Annotated in this window: 22 protein-coding genes and 1 pseudogene; 12 read left to right on the plus strand and 11 right to left on the minus strand. The window is 53.1% G+C overall.

Annotated elements, in window-relative coordinates; genetic code table 11:
* Positions 1 to 55: 55 nt before the first annotated feature.
* On the minus strand, positions 56 to 1,546 hold the full coding sequence (locus tag OGV69_RS04795) for a nicotinate phosphoribosyltransferase (RefSeq protein ID WP_069323815.1): 1,491 nt from the start codon (positions 1,544 to 1,546) through the stop codon (positions 56 to 58).
* Positions 1,547 to 1,560: 14 nt separating this feature from the next.
* Complete coding sequence (prs, locus tag OGV69_RS04800) at positions 1,561 to 2,421, minus strand: ribose-phosphate diphosphokinase (protein ID WP_069323814.1); 861 nt, start codon at positions 2,419 to 2,421, stop codon at positions 1,561 to 1,563.
* 190 nt (positions 2,422 to 2,611) lie between these two features.
* On the opposite strand from prs, the gene OGV69_RS04805 reads away from it, so the two are divergent.
* The 4 genes and pseudogenes from OGV69_RS04805 to OGV69_RS04820 all read left to right on the plus strand — a co-directional run bounded on the left by OGV69_RS04805 (position 2,612) and on the right by OGV69_RS04820 (position 5,573).
* Positions 2,612 to 3,331 (plus strand): NUDIX hydrolase, encoded by a 720-nt coding sequence (locus tag OGV69_RS04805; RefSeq protein ID WP_069323832.1) that lies wholly within the window; start codon positions 2,612 to 2,614, stop codon positions 3,329 to 3,331.
* Between the two features lie 44 nt (positions 3,332 to 3,375).
* A pseudogene (locus OGV69_RS04810) lies at positions 3,376 to 4,435 on the plus strand (hydrolase).
* Positions 4,432 to 4,650, plus strand: coding sequence for a YheU family protein (locus tag OGV69_RS04815; protein ID WP_003023615.1), 219 nt, complete (start codon positions 4,432 to 4,434; stop codon positions 4,648 to 4,650). Before OGV69_RS04810 ends, OGV69_RS04815 begins: the two are co-directional and overlap by 4 nt.
* Before the next feature lie 53 nt (positions 4,651 to 4,703).
* Positions 4,704 to 5,573: a phosphoribulokinase gene (locus OGV69_RS04820; RefSeq protein WP_038634800.1), complete on the plus strand. Its 870-nt coding sequence runs from the start codon at positions 4,704 to 4,706 to the stop codon at positions 5,571 to 5,573.
* Positions 5,574 to 5,671: 98 nt separating this feature from the next.
* Here OGV69_RS04820 and OGV69_RS04825 read toward each other — a convergent pair whose 3' ends face one another.
* Positions 5,672 to 6,076, minus strand: coding sequence for an OsmC family protein (locus OGV69_RS04825; RefSeq protein WP_006687378.1), 405 nt, complete (start codon positions 6,074 to 6,076; stop codon positions 5,672 to 5,674).
* A gap of 308 nt (positions 6,077 to 6,384) precedes the next feature.
* Here OGV69_RS04825 and crp point away from each other — a divergent pair, with 308 nt between their 5' ends.
* The gene (gene crp / locus OGV69_RS04830; RefSeq protein ID WP_000242758.1) at positions 6,385 to 7,017 is read left to right on the plus strand and encodes a cAMP-activated global transcriptional regulator CRP; all 633 of its coding nucleotides are present in this window, start codon (positions 6,385 to 6,387) and stop codon (positions 7,015 to 7,017) included.
* 51 nt (positions 7,018 to 7,068) lie between these two features.
* Positions 7,069 to 9,156: a YccS/YhfK family putative transporter gene (locus tag OGV69_RS04835; protein WP_038634805.1), complete on the plus strand. Its 2,088-nt coding sequence runs from the start codon at positions 7,069 to 7,071 to the stop codon at positions 9,154 to 9,156.
* Positions 9,157 to 9,255: 99 nt separating this feature from the next.
* On the opposite strand, the gene argD is transcribed toward OGV69_RS04835, so the two are convergent.
* The 5 genes from argD to ppiA form a co-directional block, all read right to left on the minus strand.
* Positions 9,256 to 10,473, minus strand: coding sequence for a bifunctional acetylornithine/succinyldiaminopimelate transaminase (gene argD / locus OGV69_RS04840; RefSeq protein WP_069323813.1), 1,218 nt, complete (start codon positions 10,471 to 10,473; stop codon positions 9,256 to 9,258).
* A gap of 85 nt (positions 10,474 to 10,558) precedes the next feature.
* The gene (gene pabA / locus OGV69_RS04845) at positions 10,559 to 11,122 is read right to left on the minus strand and encodes an aminodeoxychorismate synthase component 2 (protein ID WP_069323812.1); all 564 of its coding nucleotides are present in this window, start codon (positions 11,120 to 11,122) and stop codon (positions 10,559 to 10,561) included.
* A 31-nt stretch (positions 11,123 to 11,153) separates the two neighbouring features.
* The gene (locus OGV69_RS04850) at positions 11,154 to 11,756 is read right to left on the minus strand and encodes a putative adenosine monophosphate-protein transferase Fic (protein ID WP_069323811.1); all 603 of its coding nucleotides are present in this window, start codon (positions 11,754 to 11,756) and stop codon (positions 11,154 to 11,156) included.
* Positions 11,746 to 11,913 carry a FicA/YhfG family antitoxin gene (gene ficA / locus OGV69_RS04855; RefSeq protein ID WP_069323810.1) on the minus strand — a complete coding sequence of 56 codons (168 nt, stop codon included), beginning with the start codon at positions 11,911 to 11,913 and terminating at the stop codon, positions 11,746 to 11,748. The genes OGV69_RS04850 and ficA overlap by 11 nt, the downstream gene beginning before the upstream one ends.
* 107 nt (positions 11,914 to 12,020) lie before the next feature.
* A complete protein-coding gene (gene ppiA / locus OGV69_RS04860; RefSeq protein ID WP_003023595.1) occupies positions 12,021 to 12,593 on the minus strand; it encodes a peptidylprolyl isomerase A in 573 nt (190 codons plus the stop codon).
* A 264-nt stretch (positions 12,594 to 12,857) separates the two neighbouring features.
* Between ppiA and tsgA the strand changes: the two genes are divergently transcribed.
* The 6 genes from tsgA (at position 12,858) to OGV69_RS04890 (ending at position 20,008) form a co-directional block, all read left to right on the plus strand.
* A complete protein-coding gene (gene tsgA, locus OGV69_RS04865; RefSeq protein WP_038634817.1) occupies positions 12,858 to 14,039 on the plus strand; it encodes an MFS transporter TsgA in 1,182 nt (393 codons plus the stop codon).
* A 270-nt stretch (positions 14,040 to 14,309) separates the two neighbouring features.
* Entirely contained in the window at positions 14,310 to 16,853 is a 2,544-nt protein-coding gene (gene nirB, locus OGV69_RS04870; protein WP_061381016.1) for an NADPH-nitrite reductase large subunit, read from the plus strand.
* On the plus strand, positions 16,850 to 17,176 hold the full coding sequence (nirD, locus tag OGV69_RS04875; RefSeq protein WP_042312029.1) for a nitrite reductase small subunit NirD: 327 nt from the start codon (positions 16,850 to 16,852) through the stop codon (positions 17,174 to 17,176). Before nirB ends, nirD begins: the two co-directional genes overlap by 4 nt.
* Before the next feature lie 194 nt (positions 17,177 to 17,370).
* Positions 17,371 to 18,180, plus strand: a complete 810-nt coding sequence (nirC, locus tag OGV69_RS04880; protein WP_069323809.1) for a nitrite transporter NirC — start codon at positions 17,371 to 17,373, stop codon at positions 18,178 to 18,180.
* A gap of 11 nt (positions 18,181 to 18,191) precedes the next feature.
* Positions 18,192 to 19,565, plus strand: coding sequence for a siroheme synthase CysG (cysG, locus tag OGV69_RS04885; protein WP_038634829.1), 1,374 nt, complete (start codon positions 18,192 to 18,194; stop codon positions 19,563 to 19,565).
* Positions 19,566 to 19,837: 272 nt separating this feature from the next.
* Positions 19,838 to 20,008 (plus strand): YhfL family protein, encoded by a 171-nt coding sequence (locus tag OGV69_RS04890; RefSeq protein ID WP_006687392.1) that lies wholly within the window; start codon positions 19,838 to 19,840, stop codon positions 20,006 to 20,008.
* Between the two features lie 65 nt (positions 20,009 to 20,073).
* Here OGV69_RS04890 and trpS read toward each other — a convergent pair whose 3' ends face one another.
* The 3 genes from trpS to rpe are packed head-to-tail and all read right to left on the minus strand — an operon-like array spanning position 20,074 to position 22,499.
* Positions 20,074 to 21,078, minus strand: coding sequence for a tryptophan--tRNA ligase (trpS, locus tag OGV69_RS04895; RefSeq protein ID WP_038634836.1), 1,005 nt, complete (start codon positions 21,076 to 21,078; stop codon positions 20,074 to 20,076).
* Positions 21,071 to 21,829: a phosphoglycolate phosphatase gene (gph, locus tag OGV69_RS04900; RefSeq protein ID WP_069323808.1), complete on the minus strand. Its 759-nt coding sequence runs from the start codon at positions 21,827 to 21,829 to the stop codon at positions 21,071 to 21,073. The genes trpS and gph overlap by 8 nt, the downstream gene beginning before the upstream one ends.
* Positions 21,822 to 22,499 (minus strand): ribulose-phosphate 3-epimerase, encoded by a 678-nt coding sequence (gene rpe / locus OGV69_RS04905; protein ID WP_003023561.1) that lies wholly within the window; start codon positions 22,497 to 22,499, stop codon positions 21,822 to 21,824. Before rpe ends, gph begins: the two co-directional genes overlap by 8 nt.
* Positions 22,500 to 22,501: the final 2 nt, after the last annotated feature.

Here is a 22,501-nt window from a genome sequence, read left to right on the forward strand (position 1 = left end):
ATCAATTCACGCCGGGAGGGAGAGGAAGCGGGTAACGCTACCCGCTTGGGGAAAACTAGCTTTGTGCCGCCAGGCGCTGGCGGATCTGTTCGAAGTGCTCATGGTTAATCAACTTCCCGTTGAGAAAACGGGTTTTCAGCTCTCCTTCCTGCTCTTGCTCCCAGGTTTGTTCATCATGCAGACGCAATTCTCCTTGCTCATCACGTACTACGCGAAGCAAACCTCGGGCCGAGCGCTTTAAGCCGTTATCGGTTTTCGGCTCTTTAAAAATCGTCCGACCCTTGCCGTCGACTTCGCCCCACGTTGCCTTCATCGCAAAACCGAAGGTGTCACGCGTGTTGTACTGATAGGTAAAAGAACCCACGCCAAACACCACATTTGAACTGGCAAATCCTTTCGCTTCCAGGCGGCGCAGGATCTCATTCGCACGCTCAAGGGTGATGGAATCGCCATAAATTAGCCCCACATGTGGGTCGAGCACCTTGTAGCCTTTGGCGTTAACCGTGCCGCCAAATATCTCCCAGAGTACCTCCACAGAGCCTTTCTCCTGTGCCGTACGATCGGCTCGTGTATCCTCATCCGCGCCAGTACCGCACAGGATCTCAACCGGATTACCGCTGTCCGGGCGGAAAACCACCCGTCCCTCGCGCGCCAGAATGATGTTCTTCAGCTCGCGGGTGTACTCCGTCAGTACCTGCCAGTAATCCCACGTATCAGAGACAATCGACACAAATCCCTGCGGGTAGAGATCGGCAATCAGGCGGCGGAAGGTTTCAATTTCATGCTCACGCTCCCCCATACACATCACGCTGTGCTCGGTCGCCGGAATGCTGGCGCCGATAAAATAGGGCTCGCCGTCGGTATAATAATCCCGGGCGTAGAGAAGCGACGGAATGCTGTCAGTGCCTTTAAAACTCAGCAAGTGGCCGCTGCCCGCCTGCATGGTGTCCTGCAATCCGGCCATACCGCGAAATGAAAAGTCATGGCACTGGAAGTCGAGGTGCGTCAGGTCGCTACAGGTTTTCTGTGCCCAGCGCGCGCAAATTTTACGATAGTGATGAGCAATGGTGGCGTTTGTTGACGCCTTCCACAGTTCTGCCGACAGCACGGTCTCCAGGTAATTCACCAGCCAGAAAAACTCAGGTTGGGTGTTGATGATAGTTAAAACGGGCACCGCCATCGGCACCTTGCTGCCTTCATCCAGCGCTTTGATGTGCAACGGCAGATAGCCCAACTGATGCAGGGCGCGGATATGATCAACCGCTACCGCATCTTTGCCGAGATAGCTGTCCATGACCTGTTTGTATTCGCTGACCACCTCGTCTTCCGGACGGGCAAAGAATGCCTCGTTAAACAAATCAACCAGAAACCACTGCAGAAAACCTTGCAGGCCAAAAAACACCAGTTTGCCATCCGCCAACGGCGAGGAGAAAAAGCGATCGCTGCGCGGGGTAAAGTTGGAATACACGCGGCTGGTTCCTTGCGGATACTGTACGCGGTGAGAAACTTTGTAGCCGTCGATAGCCAGAATCGGGTTCATTTTCATAATCAGTATCTCCCTCAGGCGCGGTAAATCGCGTCAATGTCGATAAGCTCAAGCTGCGGATGTTCCAGCGTCGGGGCAGCGAAAGAGGTGGTGGTGTAGATAGCATCAATACCGTTCGCAAACAGGTGTTCAACGCCCTTAGAGAAAATACCGTGGGTGATATACAGGTTGACGCTACGGGCACCTGCATCACGGAGTACCTGCGCAGAACCAATGAACGTACCGCCAGCGTCACACAGGTCGTCAACAATCAGCATATCCCGGCCCCTCACGTCTCCGGCGACTAAAGCAAACCCCGTCAGCTTGCCGCTTGCCACATCGCGTTTTTTGCTCAGGACGGCGTACTCCGCTACACCGACCGCTCTGGCAACGGCATCAATTTTCTTCAGCGATCCGGCATCAGGGGCGACCAGCATTAGCGCTTTTTGCCGGAACTGCCGCTGCAAGGTCGCGCTGTGCAGCAGGCAAGTCTCTTGTGAAATCGCCACGAAATTATTGATAGCTGCCGCCGCCGCGTCACTGTGCGGATCGAGCACCTTCACCCTATCGAATTGCAGCGTATTAAGCTGGCTGGCAAAGACTTTCAGCGCAAAGCTATCACCCGCCAGCATATGGCGATCCTGACGAGCCCACGGTAACCAGGGAAGTTCGAGATGACTGACCAGCACATCCGTTTGATGGCGAACCGCCTCCACCAGTTGCGCCAACAGCATAAAGTCGTTCATATCGCGCATCGCCGTCGCACGAATGCGCATCAGGCGAGCAAAGGGTGGTAATGCTTCAGTAACCTTCAACCAGACGGCGCCATCAGGAAAAACACCGTGTGTCACTCCGTAGCCCTGGTCATCCAACGTTAGTGTCAGTTTTATGTTCATCACGCTCACCCCTTAATTGTGTCCCTTCGACACAATTAATAATGTCCTTAAGACACATATAAAGCAAGCACAAATGCATTATTTTTAGGCCATCGCATAAACAACTGATAAATAATAAGAAAAAACGAACCTTGCCCCCCGGTATTGGGCTGGTACACTTGTGGGCGTTGCAAATCATCGTGAGTACCTTATGACCACCGAAGCCGACTACCTGAATCAATACGATGCCCGCCGCTTTCCCACACCACTGGTGACGGTCGATAGCGTGCTGTTTACCCTGCATCAACAGGCGCTGTGCGTATTACTGGTTGAACGAGCAAACCAGCCGCAAAAAGGGCGTTGGGGATTACCAGGTGGCTTCATTGATATCGAGCGCGATGACTCCACTCGCGCCACAGCGCTGCGCAAGCTCACTGAAAAAACAGGGGTTTTGCCTTCGTGGCTGGAACAACTGGATACTTTTTCCGGCCCGGATCGCGACCCGCGCGGCTGGAGTCTGACAGTCGCCTGGTTTGCGCTTATCGCCTGGGTAGACTGTGCGCCGCACATCGCCAGCGTCAGCAATGCCCGTTGGGTGCCGGTTGATGAGCTGAAAAATTATTCACTCGGGTTCGACCACGGAGACATCATTACGGCGGCCCTGCATCGCTTGCGGCAAAAAACAATGTACTCGCTACTGCCCGTATACTGTTTGCCGGAGACATTTACCCATGGGCAACTGCTCGAAGCCACCGAGGTGATCCTCGGTCAGTCGATCCAGCGTAAAAGTCTGATTCGCCGCTTTGAAGCGTCAGGAATGTTTGAAGATACCGGAGAAAGCGTGGCGACAGGGACACGTAAAGCTCGCCTGTGGCGACGAAAGCCCGACGTCGATTTTCATTTTTTCTCGCGTAACCTGCTGACTGACTAGCGACAAAATCACATATTGGCTAACCCGCAAGCGCTGCGCGCGGTATAGTTATTCTTTCCGATTATTAATTGCTCTGGTGTTATGGTTGAAATCACGTCCACAGAAATGATCCCACCTACTGATGATTCGCGAGAATTCCGCCCTATGCGCGGTATCAGTAACCGCCATTTGCAGACAATGCTGCCGCGTTTAATTCGCCGCAAGGTGAAGTTCGACGCCCATTGGCAGCGTCTGGAATTACCCGACGGTGACTTTGTCGATCTGGCATGGAGTGAAGATCCGCAACAGGCGAAGCACAAACCGCGCCTGGTGGTTTTTCACGGTCTGGAAGGCAGTCTGAACAGCCCGTACGCACATGGCCTGATTGAAGCAGCGCAAAAGCGCGGCTGGCTGGGCGTGGTGATGCATTTTCGCGGCTGCAGCGGCGAACCAAATCGTCTCAACCGTATTTATCATTCTGGTGAAACAGAAGATGGCACCTGGTTTTTACATTGGCTGGAACGCGAGCTTGGTCGTGTGCCGACCGCGGCGGTAGGCTATTCACTCGGCGGGAACATGCTGGCCTGCCTGCTGGCCAAAGAAGGCAACGATATTCCCATTGATGCAGCGGTTATTGTCTCTGCGCCTTTCGTGCTGGAAGCCTGTAGTTACCATATGGAGAAGGGGTTCTCACGCGTCTACCAGCGCTATCTGCTCAATCTGTTGAAAGCTAACGCCTCGCGTAAGCTACAGGCCTATCCGGGTTCGTTGCCGGTGAGTCTGACCCAGTTGAAATCCCTGCGTCGCATTCGTGATTTTGACGATCTCATCACTGCCAAAATCCACGGTTTTGCCGATGCTATAGACTATTACCGCCAGTGTAGCGCCATGCCATTGCTTAATCAGATCGCCAAACCGACGCTGATTATCCATGCCAAGGACGATCCGTTTATGGATCATCACGTGATCCCTGAACCGGAAAACCTGCCCTCACAGGTGGAGTATCAGTTGACTGAACACGGCGGACACGTCGGATTTATTGGCGGCACAGTGCGCCGCCCTGAGATGTGGCTGGAATCCAGAATTCCCGACTGGCTGACAACGTATCTGGAGGCGTCATCATGATTATCCCCTGGCAAGACATCTCCCCGGACGCGCTGGACAATCTGATTGAAAGCTTTGTCTTGCGCGAAGGTACCGATTATGGTGAACATGAACGTTCGCTCGAACAAAAAGTCGCCGACGTCAAACGCCAACTACAATCAGGTGAAGCCGTCCTGGTGTGGTCCGAACTGCATGAAACGGTCAACATCATGCCGAGGAAGCAGATTCACGAGTAATTCGTAGCCGACGGCTGACTATAATAAAAAATCAACCTATTCATGGAGTTGTTATGTCTGCCAAACATCCGGTGATTGCGGTAACAGGATCCAGCGGCGCGGGGACCACCACCACCAGCCTCGCGTTTCGTAAAATTTTCGCGCAGCTAAATCTGCGCGCCGCCGAGGTGGAAGGTGACAGTTTTCATCGCTATACCCGTCCGGAAATGGATATGGCGATTCGCAAAGCGCGCGATGCCGGGCGACATATCAGTTATTTCGGGCCCGAAGCCAATGACTTTGGTCTGCTGGAACAAACCTTCATTGAATACGGCCAGACGGGAAAAGGTCAGTCGCGTAAATATCTGCACACCTACGATGAAGCCGTACCGTGGAACCAGGTCCCGGGAACGTTTACCCCCTGGCAGCCATTGCCTGAACCGACGGATGTCCTGTTCTATGAAGGGCTACACGGCGGCGTCGTCACCCCACAGCAAAATGTGGCCCGGCATGTCGACCTTCTGGTCGGCGTAGTGCCGATCGTTAACCTGGAATGGATCCAGAAACTGACCCGCGATACCAGCGAGCGTGGACACTCGCGTGAAGCGGTGATGGACTCGGTTGTGCGCTCAATGGACGATTACATCAATTACATCACGCCGCAGTTTTCCCGTACGCACATCAACTTTCAGCGCGTACCCACCGTCGATACCTCAAACCCCTTTGCCGCCAGGAGCATTCCGTCGCTGGATGAAAGCTTTGTGGTCATTCATTTTCGTAATCTGGAAGGGATCGACTTTCCGTGGCTTCTGGCCATGCTGCAAGGCTCATTCATTTCCCACATCAATACATTGGTCGTACCTGGCGGCAAAATGGGTCTGGCGATGGAATTGATTATGTTGCCGCTGGTCCAGCGATTGATGGAAGGTAAAAAGATAGAGTGAGGTACGGGATGTGCCCGATGGCGCTACGCTTATCGGGCCTACGAATCGGTATCGTCCTGTAGGCCGGATAAGGCCAAGCCGCCATCCGGCTTCACGTATTACGCAGCAACCACTTCATAGGAGTGGGTAATATTCACCGCCTTTTCCAGCATCAATGCCACGGAACAATATTTTTCCGCCGAGAGATCGACGGCGCGGGAGACCGACGCCTCTTTCAGATCGTTGCCAGTGACGATGAAATGCAGATTAATGTGGGTAAACAAACGCGGCGCTTCTTCACGGCGCTCAGAGGTGAGCTTCACTTCGCAGTTGGTCACATCCTGACGCCCTTTTTGCAGGATCGACACCACATCGATCGCGCTACAACCGCCTGCAGCCATTAATACCATTTCCATCGGGCTCGGCGCTTTATCACCGGAGTTACCGTCCATCAAAATTTGGTGGCCAGAGGCGGACTCACCGAGGAAGGTTAACCCCTCAACCCACTTTACACGCGCTTGCATATTTCGTAACTCCAATGTTTCAATTTTCCTGACAGATTACGCGTACATAACAATTCTCGCAACGGAAGGCGACCTGCGTCATGCTGAAGCGAGACACCAGGAGACACACGGCGAAAGCTATGCTAAAACAGTCGGGATGCTACAGTAATACATTGACGTACTGCATGTATGCAGAGGACATCACATTACAGGCTGCAGTATATTTTTAGTAGCCCCCTTCCCAGGTAGCGGGAAGCACATTTTTGCAAACCCAGAGGCAGCGTCGTTTTCTGGCTCTGGAGACAGCTTATAACAGAGGATAACCGCGCATGGTGCTTGGCAAACCGCAAACAGACCCGACTCTCGAATGGTTCTTGTCTCATTGCCATATTCATAAGTACCCATCGAAGAGCACGCTGATTCACCAGGGTGAAAAAGCGGAAACGTTGTATTACATCGTTAAAGGCTCAGTGGCAGTGCTGATCAAAGATGAAGAAGGGAAAGAAATGATCCTTTCTTATCTGAATCAGGGCGATTTTATTGGTGAATTAGGCCTCTTCGAAGAAGGCCAGGAACGTAGCGCTTGGGTACGGGCCAAAACCGCATGTGAAGTCGCTGAAATTTCCTACAAAAAATTTCGCCAATTAATCCAGGTCAACCCGGATATTCTGATGCGCCTGTCTTCTCAGATGGCTCGTCGCCTGCAGGTCACGTCTGAAAAAGTAGGCAACCTTGCCTTCCTCGACGTCACCGGCCGTATTGCCCAGACTCTGCTGAATCTGGCAAAACAGCCTGACGCGATGACTCACCCGGACGGTATGCAGATTAAAATCACCCGCCAGGAAATCGGCCAGATCGTTGGCTGCTCCCGTGAGACCGTTGGTCGTATTCTGAAGATGCTGGAAGATCAGAACCTGATCTCCGCTCACGGTAAGACCATTGTCGTTTACGGCACACGTTAATCCCATCGAAATGGCGCGTTACCCGGTAGCGCGCCATTTTTGTTTGTTCCGATGTGGCGAAGACTGATTTATCACCCCGAGATCAACTACGCACTACGGCAGACGCTGGTGCTGTGTTTACCTGTGGCTGTCGGTCTTATCATTGGTCAGCTTCATCTGGGGCTTCTGTTTTCCCTCGTCCCTGCCTGTTGCAACATTGCCGGTCTTGATACCCCGCATAAACGCTTTTTTAAACGTTTAGTTATTGGCGCATCGCTGTTTGCCGGTTGCAGCCTGATCATGCAGTTACTGCTGGCGCAAGAGATACCACTGCCGCTCATCCTCACCGGCCTGACGCTAATTCTTGGCGTAACCGCCGAGCTAAGCCCGTTGCATGCGCGACTGCTGCCAGCCTCACTCATCGCGGCAATTTTCACGCTAAGCCTTGCCGGGAACATGCCCGTCTGGGAGCCATTGCTGATCTATGCACTGGGTACGTTGTGGTATGGTCTGTTCAACTGGTTCTGGTTCTGGATGTGGCGTGAGCAGCCACTGCGTGAATCGCTCAGCCTGTTGTACCGCGAATTAGCCGATTACTGTGAGGCCAAGTACAGTCTGCTGACCCAGCATGCCGATCCAGAAAAAGCGCTGCCTCCGCTACTGGTTCGTCAACAAAAAGCGGTGGATTTGATTACCCAGTGCTACCAGCAAATGCACATGCTGTCGGCGCATCACAATAATGAATACAAGCGACTGTTGCGTGCCTTTCAGGAAGCGCTCGATTTGCAGGAACATATTTCAGTTAGCCTGCATCAGCCGGAAGAGGTGCAAAAGTTGGTCGAGCGAAGCCACGCGGAACAGGTGATTCGCTGGAACGCGCGCACCGTCGCCGCCCGCCTGCGCGTCCTGGCCGATGATATCTTGTATCACCGCTTACCGACCCGTTTCTCAATGGAAAAGCAGATTGGCTCGCTGGAGAAAATCGCCAACCAGCATCCGGATAATCCGGTAGGACAGTTTTGCTACTGGCATTTCAGCCGTATCGCCCGCGTGCTACGGACCCAGCGACCGCTGTATGCCCGAGATTTGATGGCGGACAAACAGCGGCGGTTGCCGTTGATCCCGGCGCTGAAAAACTATCTGTCGTTGAAATCCCCGGCGCTGCGTAACGCCGGGCGCATCAGCGTCATGCTGAGTATCGCCAGCCTGATGGGCAGCGCCTTACATCTGCCTAAACCTTACTGGATTTTGATGACGATCCTGTTCGTCACGCAAAATGGCTATGGGGCGACCCGAGTGCGTATTTTGCATCGTTCGGTGGGTACGCTCGTCGGACTGGTGATTGCCGGCGTCACATTGCACTTTCATATTCAGGAAGGTTTCACGCTGGCAGGCATGTTGCTGATCACATTAGGCAGCTATCTGATCATTCGCAAAAACTACGGCTGGGCCACCGTCGGCTTTACGGTTACGGCGGTGTACACCCTGCAACTGCTGACGCTGAACGGGGAACAATTTATCGTGCCGCGGTTTGTCGACACGGTGATTGGCTGCTTAATCGCCTTTGGCGGCACGCTCTGGCTGTGGCCACAGTGGCAGAGTGGTCTGTTGCGTAAGAACGCCCACGATGCGTTAGAAGCCGACCAGGAGGCTATTCGCCTGATCCTCAGCAACGATCCGCAGGCCACGCCGCTGGCGTATCAACGCATGCGGGTCAACCAGGCGCATAACACGCTGTTTAACTCACTGAATCAGGCAATGCAGGAGCCGGGATTCAACGCGCACTATCTGGCGGATATGAAACTGTGGGTCACGCACAGCCAGTTTATTGTCGAACACATCAACGCGATGACCACACTGGCAAGGGAACATACGATGCTGACGCCAGATTTGGCGCAGCGGTATCTGGAGTCCTGCGAAATTGCGCTCCAGCGCTGTCAGCAGCGGCTGGAGTATGACGGACCGGGAAGCTCGGGCGATGTGAATATTCTCGAAGCGCCTGAAATGCTGTCCCACGGTCCATTAAGCACCCTGGAGCAGCATCTGCAGCGAATCTTGGGGCATCTGAACACCATGCACACCATTTCGTCGGTAGCATGGCGTCAACGACCCCACCACGGGATCTGGCTTAGCCGTCGGTTGCGGGACATGAAAGGTTAAGATCGGCTGCCGGATGCGCTACGCTTATCCGGCCTACGAATCACACCTTACCCTGTAGGCCGGATAAGGCGCTCGCGCCGCCATCCGGCAATCAGGCATTCAGCCCACCACCTTCGCTACCGCCTGCGCGAAACGCAACATCCCTTCCTCGATATCCGCGTCTTCCACCACCAGCGACGGCGCGAAACGCATCACGTCCGGCCCGGCATTCAGCACCATCACCCCTTCGTGCGCGGCGGCGTAGAGGAAATCGCGCGACCGGCCTTTAAACTGCGGCTTCAGCTCGGCGCCAATCAGCAGCCCCATGCCGCGAATATCGCTGAAAATATCGAACTGCTGATTAATTTTCTGCAAATGATGCACAAACGTCTGACGTTTGCCCTGAATACCTTCCAGCACTTCCGGGGTGTTGATGATATCAAACGCGGCATCTGCAACCGCACAGGCCAGCGGATTACCGCCGTAAGTGGAACCGTGCGAACCCACGTGGAACGCGGAGGCAATTTCCTGAGTGGTCAGCATGGCGCTCACCGGGAAACCGCCGCCGAGCGCCTTGGCGCTGGTGAGGATATCCGGCGTCACGCCGTAGTGCATATAGGCAAATAAATCGCCGGTACGCCCCATCCCACACTGCACCTCATCAAAGACCAGCAGCGCCTGGTGCTGGTCGCAAAGTTCACGCAGACCTTGCAGGAATTCCGGGGTTGCCGCAGTGACGCCGCCTTCTCCCTGAATGGGCTCCACCACCACCGCGCAGGTGTGATCGTCCATCACCGCTTTTACCGCATGCAGATCGTTAAACGGCACATGGATGATATCCGCCGGTTTTGGTCCAAAGCCGTCGGAATATTTCGGTTGCCCACCAACAGATACGGTAAACAGCGAACGACCGTGAAACGCATTATGAAAGGCGATGATTTTGGTTTTGAACGGGCTGTGGCGTACGCAGGCATAATGACGCGCCAGCTTAAAGGCGGTTTCATTGGCTTCGGTACCGGAGTTCATGAACAGCACGCGTTCAGCAAAGGTCGCATCAATGATTTTACGACCTAAGCGCAACGCTGGTTCGTTGGTGAAAACGTTACTGGTGTGCCACAGGGTTTCACCCTGGGTTTTTAACGCCTCAACCAGCGCCGGATGGCAATGCCCTAACGCGGTAACTGCAATGCCGCCCGCAAAATCAACATACTCTTTGCCCTGTTGATCCCAGACCCGACTCCCTTTTCCTTTTACCGGGATAAACTCAGCCGGTGCATAAATCGGCAGAATTACTTCATCGAATGTCGCGCGCGTAATCGCAGTTTGTTCAGTTGCCATGTCATTACCACCCTGTTAAGCAGAAATGCTAGTGAAATTATAATCACAAAATATGAATAAAAAATCACTGAATAGCAACCACAAATCACTGTTGGAGGAAATTATCCAGCAGCTGATGCCCCTGTTCGCTGAGAATACTCTCCGGGTGAAACTGCACACCTTCCAGATCCCACTCGCGGTGGCGAATGCCCATTATCTCTTGTGTTTCACTCCAGGCCGTCACTTCAAAGCAGTCAGGAAGCGTTTCGGGGGCAACCACCAGAGAATGGTAGCGTGTCACGGTTAATGGGTTGGCGAGTCCCTGAAAAACCCCCTGCCCGTTATGCGTAATCGGCGAGGTTTTACCATGCATCACTTTTGCTGCCCGAACCACGGTCGCGCCAAACGCCTGCGCCATCGCCTGGTGACCAAGACATACACCCAGCAGGGGAATTTTGCCCGCGAAATGGCGAATCACATCCAGCGAGATACCGGCATCATCCGGCGTGCATGGGCCGGGGGAAATCACGATTTTTTGCGGATTCAGCGCGTCGATTTGCGACAGCGTCAGCTCGTCGTTACGCCTGACGAGGACATCAGCACCCAGTTCGCAGAAGTATTGGTACAGGTTCCAGGTAAAAGAATCATAGTTATCGATAAGCAGGATCATGGCGGCTCCGGTACATAAGAACCGCGCTATTCTACTCAGTTTCCGGGGCTTCGCTTACCACTTTACGAAATATCGCCCGCAGAGCGGTCAGGTCGCCCATCGCCCCGCTCTGGTTCGCCTGGTTCCACTCCTCAACCTGAATGTCATCCCAGCTCAGCATATACCCGGCATGGATCGCTAGCTGTTCGAAGAAAATACGCTGCGCGAGACCGCTACCAATACGAAACGGATGCAGCACATTGATTTCGCAATAATAGTGCGCAAGGCGGTCGACGAATTTTTCTTCCGGCAATCCCACCAGCCAGGACTCCTCTTCCAGGTCCTGCATCAGCGCATTGCCCTCTTTCTCGATATAGGCGAAATGGCAAAAGCGAGTATCGCCCTGGTAGATATCAACTTCCCGCAGTTGTCCCGCCCAGTCGAAAATATCCTGGTATAACTGGCGATGAATGGCGCACAGGTGTGGCAGGCCACGCTTTAGAGGCCCCAACTCAACCGTCGCGGCGCGCAGTGCTGTTAATTCGTATGCCGCTTGTGCCAGACGCTGGGCCTGATGAATCCCCAGGCGGTTACGCATCACATTCAGACCGGGGTACAGATAAGGGTCGCGTCCATCACCGAATTTATCGCTCATAGTGCCTCCTCAACTCATCCAGACGCGCCAGGGCGTCTTCCGCACTCAGAGTAACCCGTGGAATATCCACGCCTTCCAGTCGTCGACTTCCCTGGAAATTGACATTACGCCGTTGCTCCCAGAGCCTGGACTTTTGTTTATCGGTGAGTTTTTTCACGTGACCTCCCTGAATGTAAGCGGCACTTGCCACAAGTATAAGCAGCAATTTCGGGTTACGCAGAGAAGGGAGAGAACGCGGGCAGGAACTGCCCGCGCAAAATACGATTACGGCAGGACTTTAGCAGAAAGGATAACAATCGGTTTTGACGGGACATTCTGGTAAGGACCAACATCATGGGTCTGTACCTGAGAGATCTTATCTGCAACATCCATACCTTTCACAACTTTACCGAACACAGCATAGCCAAAGTCGCGTTGGCCATGATCGAGAAAAGCGTTGTCTGCAATGTTGATAAAGAACTGGCTGGTCGCGCTGTCTTTATCCGCTGTACGCGCCATCGCAATCGTACCGCGGGTGTTACGCAGACCGTTATCGGCTTCATTCTTGATTGGCGGGTTAGGTTTCTTCTGCTGCATCTGCTCGGTGAAGCCGCCGCCCTGTACCATAAAGCCTGGGATCACACGGTGGAACGTGGTGTTGTTATAAAAACCACTGTTCACATAATCGACAAAGTTTTGCACTGAAACCGGGGCTTTCTGGCTGTTCAGCTCCAGCTCGATGTTACCAGCAGAGGTGGTCAGCAGGACATGTGGGTCACCTTTTGCTGCCAGTGCTGCAGGAGAGAGCGCGGAAAGAGCGAGAACAGCTGCAACAGCCGCCAGAGTCGATTTGAGCATGAGAAGTCCTTAACAAGAGCAGAAATGAAGCAAGTGAAGTGATTCTAAAGAGCCTTCAAGGACAAGGCCATCCCTTTACTTAATTTTACGTATCTGAAACAAATGTAACTGCATAACCGGAATACTCATTGTGATCTAGCTCACATACAAAAATGTAACGGAGCAAGTTATTGCCATTAAACATTTAAATACGTCACTAAAACGCCTAAAATCTGCCCGCTCACGGCGCAATCAATGCGTCTTACACTTCTATACAGGCCAGTCATGACTAACAGCAATCGCATTAAGCTCACATGGATTAGCTTTCTCTCCTACGCCCTGACAGGCGCGTTGGTAATTGTCACCGGGATGGTGATGGGAAATATCGCAGATTACTTCCATTTGCCCGTTTCCAGTATGAGTAACACCTTCACCTTCCTGAATGCCGGCATCCTGATTTCTATCTTTTTGAATGCCTGGCTGATGGAAATTGTGCCCCTGAAAACCCAGTTGCGCTTTGGCTTTATCCTGATGGTTCTGGCGGTCGCCGGACTGATGCTCAGCCATAGCCTGGCCTTGTTCTCAGCAGCAATGTTTGTACTGGGGCTGGTGAGCGGTATCACCATGTCGATTGGTACGTTCCTGGTCACGCAGATGTATGAAGGTCGCCAGCGCGGTTCCCGCCTGCTGTTTACGGACTCCTTCTTCAGCATGGCTGGCATGATCTTCCCGATGGTGGCGGCATTTCTGTTAGCGCGCAGCATCGAATGGTACTGGGTTTATGCCTGCATCGGCCTGGTATATGTTGCCATTTTCCTGCTGACCTTCGGTTGCGAATTCCCGGCGCTGGGCAAACACGCGCAGCAGTCAGACGCACCGGTAGTAAAAGAAAAATGGGGCATTGGCGTACTGTTCCTGTCCATTGCGGCTCTGTGCTACATCCTCGGCCAGCTTGGTTTTATCTCGTGGGTACCGGAATATGCCAAAAGCCTGGGCATGAGCCTGGGTGATGCGGGTAAACTGGTCAGCGACTTCTGGATGTCTTACATGGTTGGTATGTGGGCGTTTAGCTTTATTCTGCGTTTCTTCGATTTGCAGCGCATCCTGACGGTACTGGCGGGTTTGGCCACCGTCCTGATGTATCTGTTTATCACCGGTACGCCGGAGCATATGCCGTGGTTCATTCTGACGCTGGGCTTCTTCTCCAGCGCGATTTATACCACCATTATTACCCTCGGTTCCCAGCAGACGAAGGTCGCCTCACCTAAACTGGTTAACTTCATTCTGACCTGCGGCACCATCGGTACCATGCTTACTTTCGTCGTCACTGGCCCGATCGTCGCTCATAGCGGTCCAATGGCGGCATTGCAAACAGCTAACGGCTTGTATGCCGTTGTGTTCGTAATGTGCTTTATTCTTGGGTTTGTTACGCGCCATCGCCAGCATAACGCGCCGGCCACGCATTAATCACTCTGCCGGATGGTGTTCTCGCCATCCGGCATATCCCTGGCATCCCTTCCTCCATTGGTGATGTAGGCCAATTCATACAAAAACCCCTTAATTTGTGCGCTTTTTATACAAACACGAAAAGCCAGTCAATTCCGTAACTTATAAAAATGTAGGTAAATCAGTTATATACCTCTTAAGGAGTATATGAGGGCGAATTTGATTTGTATCAATAAGCGGGGTAGCTGAATCGTTAAGGTAGGCGGTAATAGAAAAGAAATCGAGGCAAAAATGAGCAAAGTCAGACTCGCTATTATCGGTAATGGTATGGTCGGCCATCGCTTTATTGAGGATCTTCTTGATAAATCCGACGCTGCCAATTTTGATATTACCGTCTTCTGTGAAGAACCCCGCAAAGCGTACGACCGCGTACACCTGTCTTCCTACTTCTCCCACCACACCGCCGAAGAGCTTTCTCTGGTGCGTGAAGGATTCTACGAGAAGCACGGCGTTAAGGTATTAGTCGGCGAGCGCGCAATTACCATCAACCGCCAGGAGAAGGTGATCCACTCCAGCGCGGGTCGTACGGTTTATTACGATAAGCTGATCATGGCGACTGGCTCTTATCCGTGGATCCCGCCGATTAAAGGTTCGGAAACCCAGGACTGCTTCGTTTACCGCACCATTGAAGACCTCAACGCCATTGAGTCTTGCGCGCGCCGTAGCAAACGCGGTGCTGTCGTCGGCGGTGGCCTGCTGGGCCTGGAAGCCGCCGGTGCGCTGAAAAACCTCGGCGTTGAAACCCACGTGATTGAATTCGCTCCGATGCTGATGGCTGAACAGCTGGATCATATGGGTGGCGAGCAGTTACGTCGCAAAATTGAAAGCATGGGCGTGCGTGTGCACACCAGCAAAAACACGAAAGAGATTGTCCAGGAAGGCGTCGAAGCGCGCAAAACCATGCGTTTTGCCGATGGTAGCGAACTGGAAGTCGATTTTATCGTTTTCTCTACCGGTATTCGTCCACGCGACAAACTGGCTACCCAGTGCGGTCTGGACGTCGCTCCGCGCGGTGGGATCGTGATTAACGACACCTGCCAGACTTCTGACCCTGACATCTATGCCATCGGCGAATGCGCCAGCTGGAACAACCGTGTATATGGTCTGGTGGCACCCGGCTACAAAATGGCGCAGGTTGCCGTTGACCATATCCTCGAAACCGAAAACGCCTTCGAAGGCGCAGATTTAAGCGCCAAGCTGAAGCTGCTTGGCGTTGACGTTGGCGGGATTGGCGACGCGCATGGCCGCACACCGGGTGCGCGCAGCTACGTTTACCTCGACGAGAGCAAAGAAGTCTACAAACGCCTCATTGTCAGCAAAGATAACAAAACGCTGCTCGGCGCGGTTCTGGTGGGCGACACCAGCGATTACGGCAATCTGCTGCAACTGGTGCTGAACGCTATCGAACTGCCGGAAAACCCGGACTCGTTGATCCTGCCAGCACACGCGGGCAGCGGTAAACCCTCTATCGGTGTCGATAAACTGCCGGACAGCGCGCAGATTTGTTCCTGCTTCGACGTCACGAAAGGCATGCTGGTTGCTGCTATCAATAAAGGTTGCCACACCGTTGCGGCGCTGAAAGCTGAAACCAAAGCCGGTACCGGCTGCGGCGGGTGTATCCCGCTGGTAACGCAGGTCCTGAACGCTGAACTGGCGAAACAGGGTATTGAAGTTAACAACAACCTGTGTGAACACTTCCCGTACTCGCGTCAGGAACTGTTCCATCTCATTCGCGTAGAAGGCATTAAAACCTTCGAAGAGTTGCTGGCAAAACACGGGAAAGGCTACGGCTGTGAAGTGTGTAAACCTACCGTCGGTTCCCTGCTGGCCTCGTGCTGGAATGAGTACATTCTCAAACCTCAGCACACGCCGCTGCAAGACACCAACGACAACTTCCTGGCGAATATCCAGAAAGACGGCACCTACTCCGTGATCCCGCGCTCCGCTGGCGGTGAAATCACACCGGAAGGCCTGGTGGCCGTGGGACGTATCGCACGTGAATTTAACCTGTATACCAAAATCACCGGTTCTCAGCGTATTGGCCTGTTCGGCGCGCAGAAAGATGACCTGCCGGAAATCTGGCGTCAGTTGATTGAAGCCGGTTTCGAAACCGGTCATGCCTATGCTAAAGCGTTGCGTATGGCGAAAACCTGCGTGGGCAGCACCTGGTGCCGCTACGGCGTGGGCGATAGCGTCGGTTTCGGCGTCGAGCTGGAAAACCGCTACAAAGGCATTCGTACGCCGCATAAGATGAAGTTCGGTGTCTCTGGCTGTACCCGTGAATGCGCGGAAGCCCAGGGCAAAGACGTTGGTATCATCGCCACTGAAAAAGGCTGGAACCTGTACGTTTGCGGTAACGGCGGGATGAAACCTCGTCACGCCGATCTGCTGGCGGCAGATATCGATCGTGAAACGCTGCTGAAGTATCTCGATCGCTTCATGATGTTCTACATCCGCACTGCCGACAAACTGACCCGTACCGCACCGTGGTTAGACAACCTGGAAGGCGGCATTGAGTATCTGAAATCGGTCATCATCGACGACAAGCTGGGCCTGAACGAGCATCTGGAAGAAGAGATGGCCCGTCTGCGTGAAGCGGTGGTATGCGAGTGGACAGAAACCGTTAACACCCCATCCGCGCAGGTTCGCTTCAAGCACTTCATCAACAGCGACAAACGCGATCCGAACGTCCAGGTGGTGCCTGAACGTGAACAACATCGTCCGGCAACGCCTTATGAGCGTATCCCGGTGACTCTGGTGGAGGAGAACGCATGAGCCAGTGGCAAAACATCTGCAAAATCGATGACATTCTGCCTGCAACAGGCGTCTGCGCCCTGTTAGGTACTGAACAGGTCGCAATTTTCCGCCCGTATCACAGTGACCAGGTGTTTGCGATCAGCAACATCGATCCGTTCTTTGAGTCCAGCGTGCTTTCTCGTGGCTTGATCGCTGAGCATCAGGGCGAACTGTGGGTCGCCAGCCCGCTGAAAAAACAGCGCTTTCGTTTAAGCGACGGACTGTGCATGGAAGACGAACAGTTCTCCGTGAAACATTACGAAGCGCGCGTGAAAGACGGCACGGTGCAGTTGCGCGGTTAATTAATTTTGGGAGGCGCAACGCCTCCCCTTTTTTGTATTTTTTTCATTTTAATTGTTATCACAAAATCATTTGTACTGCATCGCGGCGGCAACCGAGCAAATCCCCAGGAGCATAGTTCACTATGTGACTGGGGTGAGCGAGGGCAGCCAACAAAGAGGCAGTGCAAAGGATGAAGTGAGAAAAGGATAATCAAATGTTTACTGACACTATTAATAAGTGTGCGGCTAATGCCGCGCGCATCGCACGCCTGTCGGCTAATAATCCGCTCGGATTCTGGGTCAGTTCGGCAATGGCAGGGGCCTATGTCGGTCTCGGCATCATTCTTATTTTCACCCTCGGCAATCTGCTCGACCCGTCCGTACGTCCTCTGGTAATGGGTGCAACCTTTGGTATCGCCTTAACGCTGGTCATTATCGCGGGTTCTGAACTGTTTACCGGTCACACCATGTTCCTGACGCTCGGCGTCAAAGCGGGCACCATCAGCCACGGTCAAATGTGGGCAATTTTACCGCAAACCTGGCTGGGTAATCTGGTCGGTTCCGTGTTTGTCGCTCTGCTTTACAGTTGGGGTGGCGGCAGCTTGTTGCCGGTAGATACCAGCATCGTCCATTCGGTTGCACTGGCGAAAACCACCGCGCCTGCGACGGTACTGTTCTTCAAGGGCGCACTGTGTAACTGGTTGGTTTGTCTGGCAATCTGGATGGCAATCCGTACCGAAGGCGCAGCAAAATTCCTCGCTATCTGGTGGTGTCTGCTGGCGTTTATTGCTTCCGGCTACGAACACTCGGTTGCCAACATGACGCTGTTTGCCCTCTCCTGGTTCGGCCACCACAGCGAAGCCTATACCCTGGCCGGAATTGGTCATAACCTGCTGTGGGTGACACTCGGTAATACTTTGTCCGGTGTCGTATTCATGGGATTGGGTTATTGGTATGCTACGCCAAAATCGGAGCGTCCGGCTCCGGCAAAAATCAATCAGCCAGAGGCTGCTGCCAATAATTAAGGGGTAATGTCGTGGATCATTTGCCTATATTTTGTCAACTACGTGACCGTGACTGCTTGATCGTCGGCGGTGGTGATGTCGCAGAACGCAAAGCGCGGTTATTGCTGGAAGCGGGCGCCCGTTTAACGGTTAATGCGCTGGCGTTTATTCCGCAGTTCACCGTATGGGCAAATGAAGGCATGCTGACGCTTGTTGAGGGGCCGTTCGATGAATCCCTGCTCGATCCTTGCTGGCTGGTTATCGCCGCCACCGATGACGATGCCGTCAACCAAAGCGTCAGCACCGCCGCAGAATCACGCCGTATTTTCTGCAACGTGGTCGATGCGCCAAAAGCAGCCAGTTTTATCATGCCCTCCATTATCGACCGCTCGCCGCTGATGGTGGCGGTCTCGTCTGGCGGCACTTCGCCGGTGCTGGCCCGTCTGCTGCGTGAAAGACTCGAATCCATACTGCCTCAGCATCTTGGCCAGGTCGCACAGTATGCGGGCAAGCTGCGTTCCCGGGTTAAAAACCAGTTTGCCAGTATGGGTGAACGTCGCCGCTTCTGGGAAAAATTGTTCATTAATGACCGCCTGGCGCAGTCGCTGGCAAACAACGATCGGAAAGCTGTCGAGGAAACCACCGAGCAGTTGCTCAGCGAACCACTGGATCACCGTGGTGAAGTAGTGCTGGTTGGCGCCGGTCCTGGCGATGCCGGGCTACTAACGCTGAAAGGGCTGCAGCAGATCCAGCAAGCCGACGTAGTGGTTTATGACCGTCTGGTTTCCGACGATATTATGAACCTCGTGCGCCGCGATGCGGACCGGGTATTCGTCGGTAAACGCGCGGGTTACCACTGCGTACCGCAGGAAGAAATCAACCAGATCCTGCTGCGTGAAGCGCAACAAGGCAAGCGCGTGGTACGACTAAAAGGTGGTGACCCGTTCATCTTTGGCCGCGGTGGCGAAGAGCTGGAAACGCTTTGCCACGCCGGTATTCCATTCTCCGTTGTGCCGGGTATAACTGCGGCTTCCGGTTGCTCCGCTTATTCAGGTATTCCACTGACCCATCGCGATTACGCGCAAAGTGTTCGTCTGGTTACCGGACACCTGAAAACCGGCGGCGAGCTGGACTGGGAAAATCTGGCGGCAGAGAAACAGACGCTGGTGTTCTATATGGGACTGAATCAGGCGGCCACAATTCAGGAAAAACTGATCGAATTTGGCATGCAGGCCAATATGCCGGTTGCGCTGGTAGAAAACGGTACCTCCGTGAAGCAACGCGTCGTCAACGGTGTGCTGACGCAGCTCGGGGAATTAGCGCAACAGGTTGAAAGCCCAGCGCTGATTATCGTCGGTCGCGTGGTTGGACTACGCGATAAGCTGAACTGGTTCTCGAATCATTAATTGAATGTAAATACATGCCCTGATATTCAGGGCATGTATTTATCATCCTGCAGAAATAAATAATAAACGAAATACGCTACATGCTCACTTCAGCAAACCAATTATTAATTAAAATATAACCGCCCAGTAATCCAATTCATTAATTATATAATTTACATAAAGCTTGTTATGTCCTTATCCGGACTACTTAAATTTTATTTAAGTTGATATCTTAACCGTCGAGAAATGGATTTCATCCATTTTAAAAATAGGTATCTTACAAGGATTTTAACATGCTGAAATTTGCAAAAATCACCATTGTCGCTGGGGTTCTGGCTACACTGACCGCATGTACGGGTCATATTGAAAACAAAAAAAACAACTGCAGCTACGATTATTTCCTGCATCCAGCAATTTCAATTTCTAAAATTATTGGTGGCTGTGGTCCGGCTGCAGACCAGTAATAGACGTTATTGCGCAGATACAAAAAAACCGGGGATTCCCCGGTTTTTTTGCAACGCAGAAAATATTACGGTCTGGCGACAAAACCAATCGCTTCGTAAACGGCTTTCAGCGTAACAGACGCGCGTGCGCTGGCTTTTTCCGCACCGTCTTTCATTACTTTCTGCAGGAAAGCTTCATCGTTACGGAAACGGTGATAACGTTCCTGAAGCTCGGTCAGCATGCCGGAAACGGCCTCCGCGACTTCACCTTTCAGATGACCATACATTTTGCCTTCGAAGTGCTGTTCCAGCTCAGGAATACTCTGGCCGGTGACGGCAGAAAGGATATCCAGCAGGTTCGAAACGCCCGCTTTTTCTTTCACATCGTAACGAACAACAGGCGGCTCTTCCGAGTCAGTCATCGCTCGTTTGATTTTTTTGACCACAGATTTTGGATCTTCCAGCAGACCGATCACGTTGTTGCGGTTGTCATCCGACTTGGACATTTTTTTCGTCGGCTCCAGCAGCGACATCACGCGCGCGCCGGATTTAGGGATGAACGGTTCCGGTACTTTGAAGATGTCGCCATACAGCGCATTGAAGCGCTGAGCGATATCGCGGCTCAGTTCAAGATGCTGTTTCTGATCTTCGCCAACCGGTACCTGATTGGTCTGATACAGCAGAATGTCTGCCGCCATCAGCACCGGATAATCAAACAGACCGGCGTTGATGTTCTCTGCGTAACGCGCAGATTTATCTTTGAACTGGGTCATACGGCTCAGCTCGCCGAAATAGGTGTAGCAGTTCAGCGCCCAGCCTAACTGTGCGTGTTCCGGTACGTGCGACTGAACGAAAATGGTGCTTTTTTCAGGATCGATCCCGCATGCCAGATACAGCGCCAGCGTATCCAGCGTTGCTTTACGCAATTGCTGAGCATCCTGACGAACGGTAATGGCATGTTGGTCAACGATGCAGTAGATGCAATGGTAGTCATCCTGCATGTTCACCCACTGACGCAGCGCACCCATATAGTTGCCAATGGTCAATTCACCTGAGGGCTGTGCGCCACTAAAAACGATGGGCTTAGTCATTTTTCGATTCCTGATTTTCGCTATGCGGAAGCCCGAGAGCGGGCAGTAGTTCATTAATGCGGTCGTACATGACATCGGGCTCGCTCAATGCGATAGACTCACCATAGTTGTAGCCATACGTCAGACCAACGGACGGACAACCAGCAGCCTTAGCCGCCTGAATATCATTACGAGAATCCCCTACGAAGAGCATTTGCTCAGGCTTGATGCCAAGCTTACTTGCCACCAGCAGCAGCGGATCCGGGTGTGGTTTTTTATTCTGCACGTCGTCACCACCGATGACCACGCTGAAGTATTTGGCGATATCTAACGCCTCGAGCAATGGCGCGACAAACGGGGTTGGTTTGTTGGTCACCAGACCCAGCGGCAAACCTTTAGCATGCAACGCGCCCAGCGTGTCGGCAACATCAGGGAACAGGAATGTCCCCTCTTCTGCGACATCGCCGTAGTACCTGTCGAACAGCTTACGCAAAATACGTACCTGTTCCTCGGCAGGAATATCATCATCAATGGGGGGTTTACCCATCGTTTTACGTAATGTCGCGCGCTCCTGACGAGACCATGCCAGCGCGCGCTCCATCAGTACATCTGCACCATTACCAATCCAGGTGATTACACGTTCTTCACCAGCAACCGGCAGTTCCAGCGCATACAGCGCCATATCCACCGCTGCGGCTAATCCCGGCGCGCTGTCGACCAGCGTGCCGTCGAGGTCAAAAGCGGCGCCCCGAATATCCTGAAACTTATCCATGACTTACCTTCGCCAGTTCATTGCGCATTTCATCAATGACTTTTTTGTAGTCTGGTTGGTCGAAAATAGCGGAGCCTGCAACAAACATATCTGCACCCGCCGCTGCGATTTCACCGATGTTGTTCACCTTGACGCCACCATCAACTTCCAGGCGGATGTCATAGCCAGATTCATCAATACGACGACGCACTTCACGCAGCTTATCCAGCGTTTGCGGGATGAAAGACTGTCCGCCAAAGCCTGGGTTAACGGACATCAGCAGGATCACATCCAGCTTATCCATGACATAGTCCAGGTAGCTTAAAGGCGTTGCCGGGTTAAACACCAGGCCCGCTTTACAACCATGCTCTTTGATCAGCTGCAAGGTACGATCAACGTGCTCGGAGGCTTCTGGATGGAAAGTAATGATGCTGGCGCCAGCGGCGGCGAAGTCAGGGACAATACGATCGACCGGTTTCACCATCAGGTGAACATCAATCGGGGCGGTGATGCCATATTTACGCAGCGATTTCAGAACCATCGGTCCGATGGTCAGGTTCGGTACGTAGTGATTGTCCATGACGTCGAAGTGTACTACATCGGCACCGGCAGTCAGCGCTCTCGCGGTGTCTTCGCCCAGGCGGGCAAAATCAGCCGACAGAATTGAGGGGGCGATCAAATACTGTTTCATCC

It is taken from the genome of Citrobacter sp. Cc139 (genome assembly GCF_030334645.1).
GTDB classification, from domain to species: domain Bacteria; phylum Pseudomonadota; class Gammaproteobacteria; order Enterobacterales; family Enterobacteriaceae; genus Citrobacter; species Citrobacter werkmanii.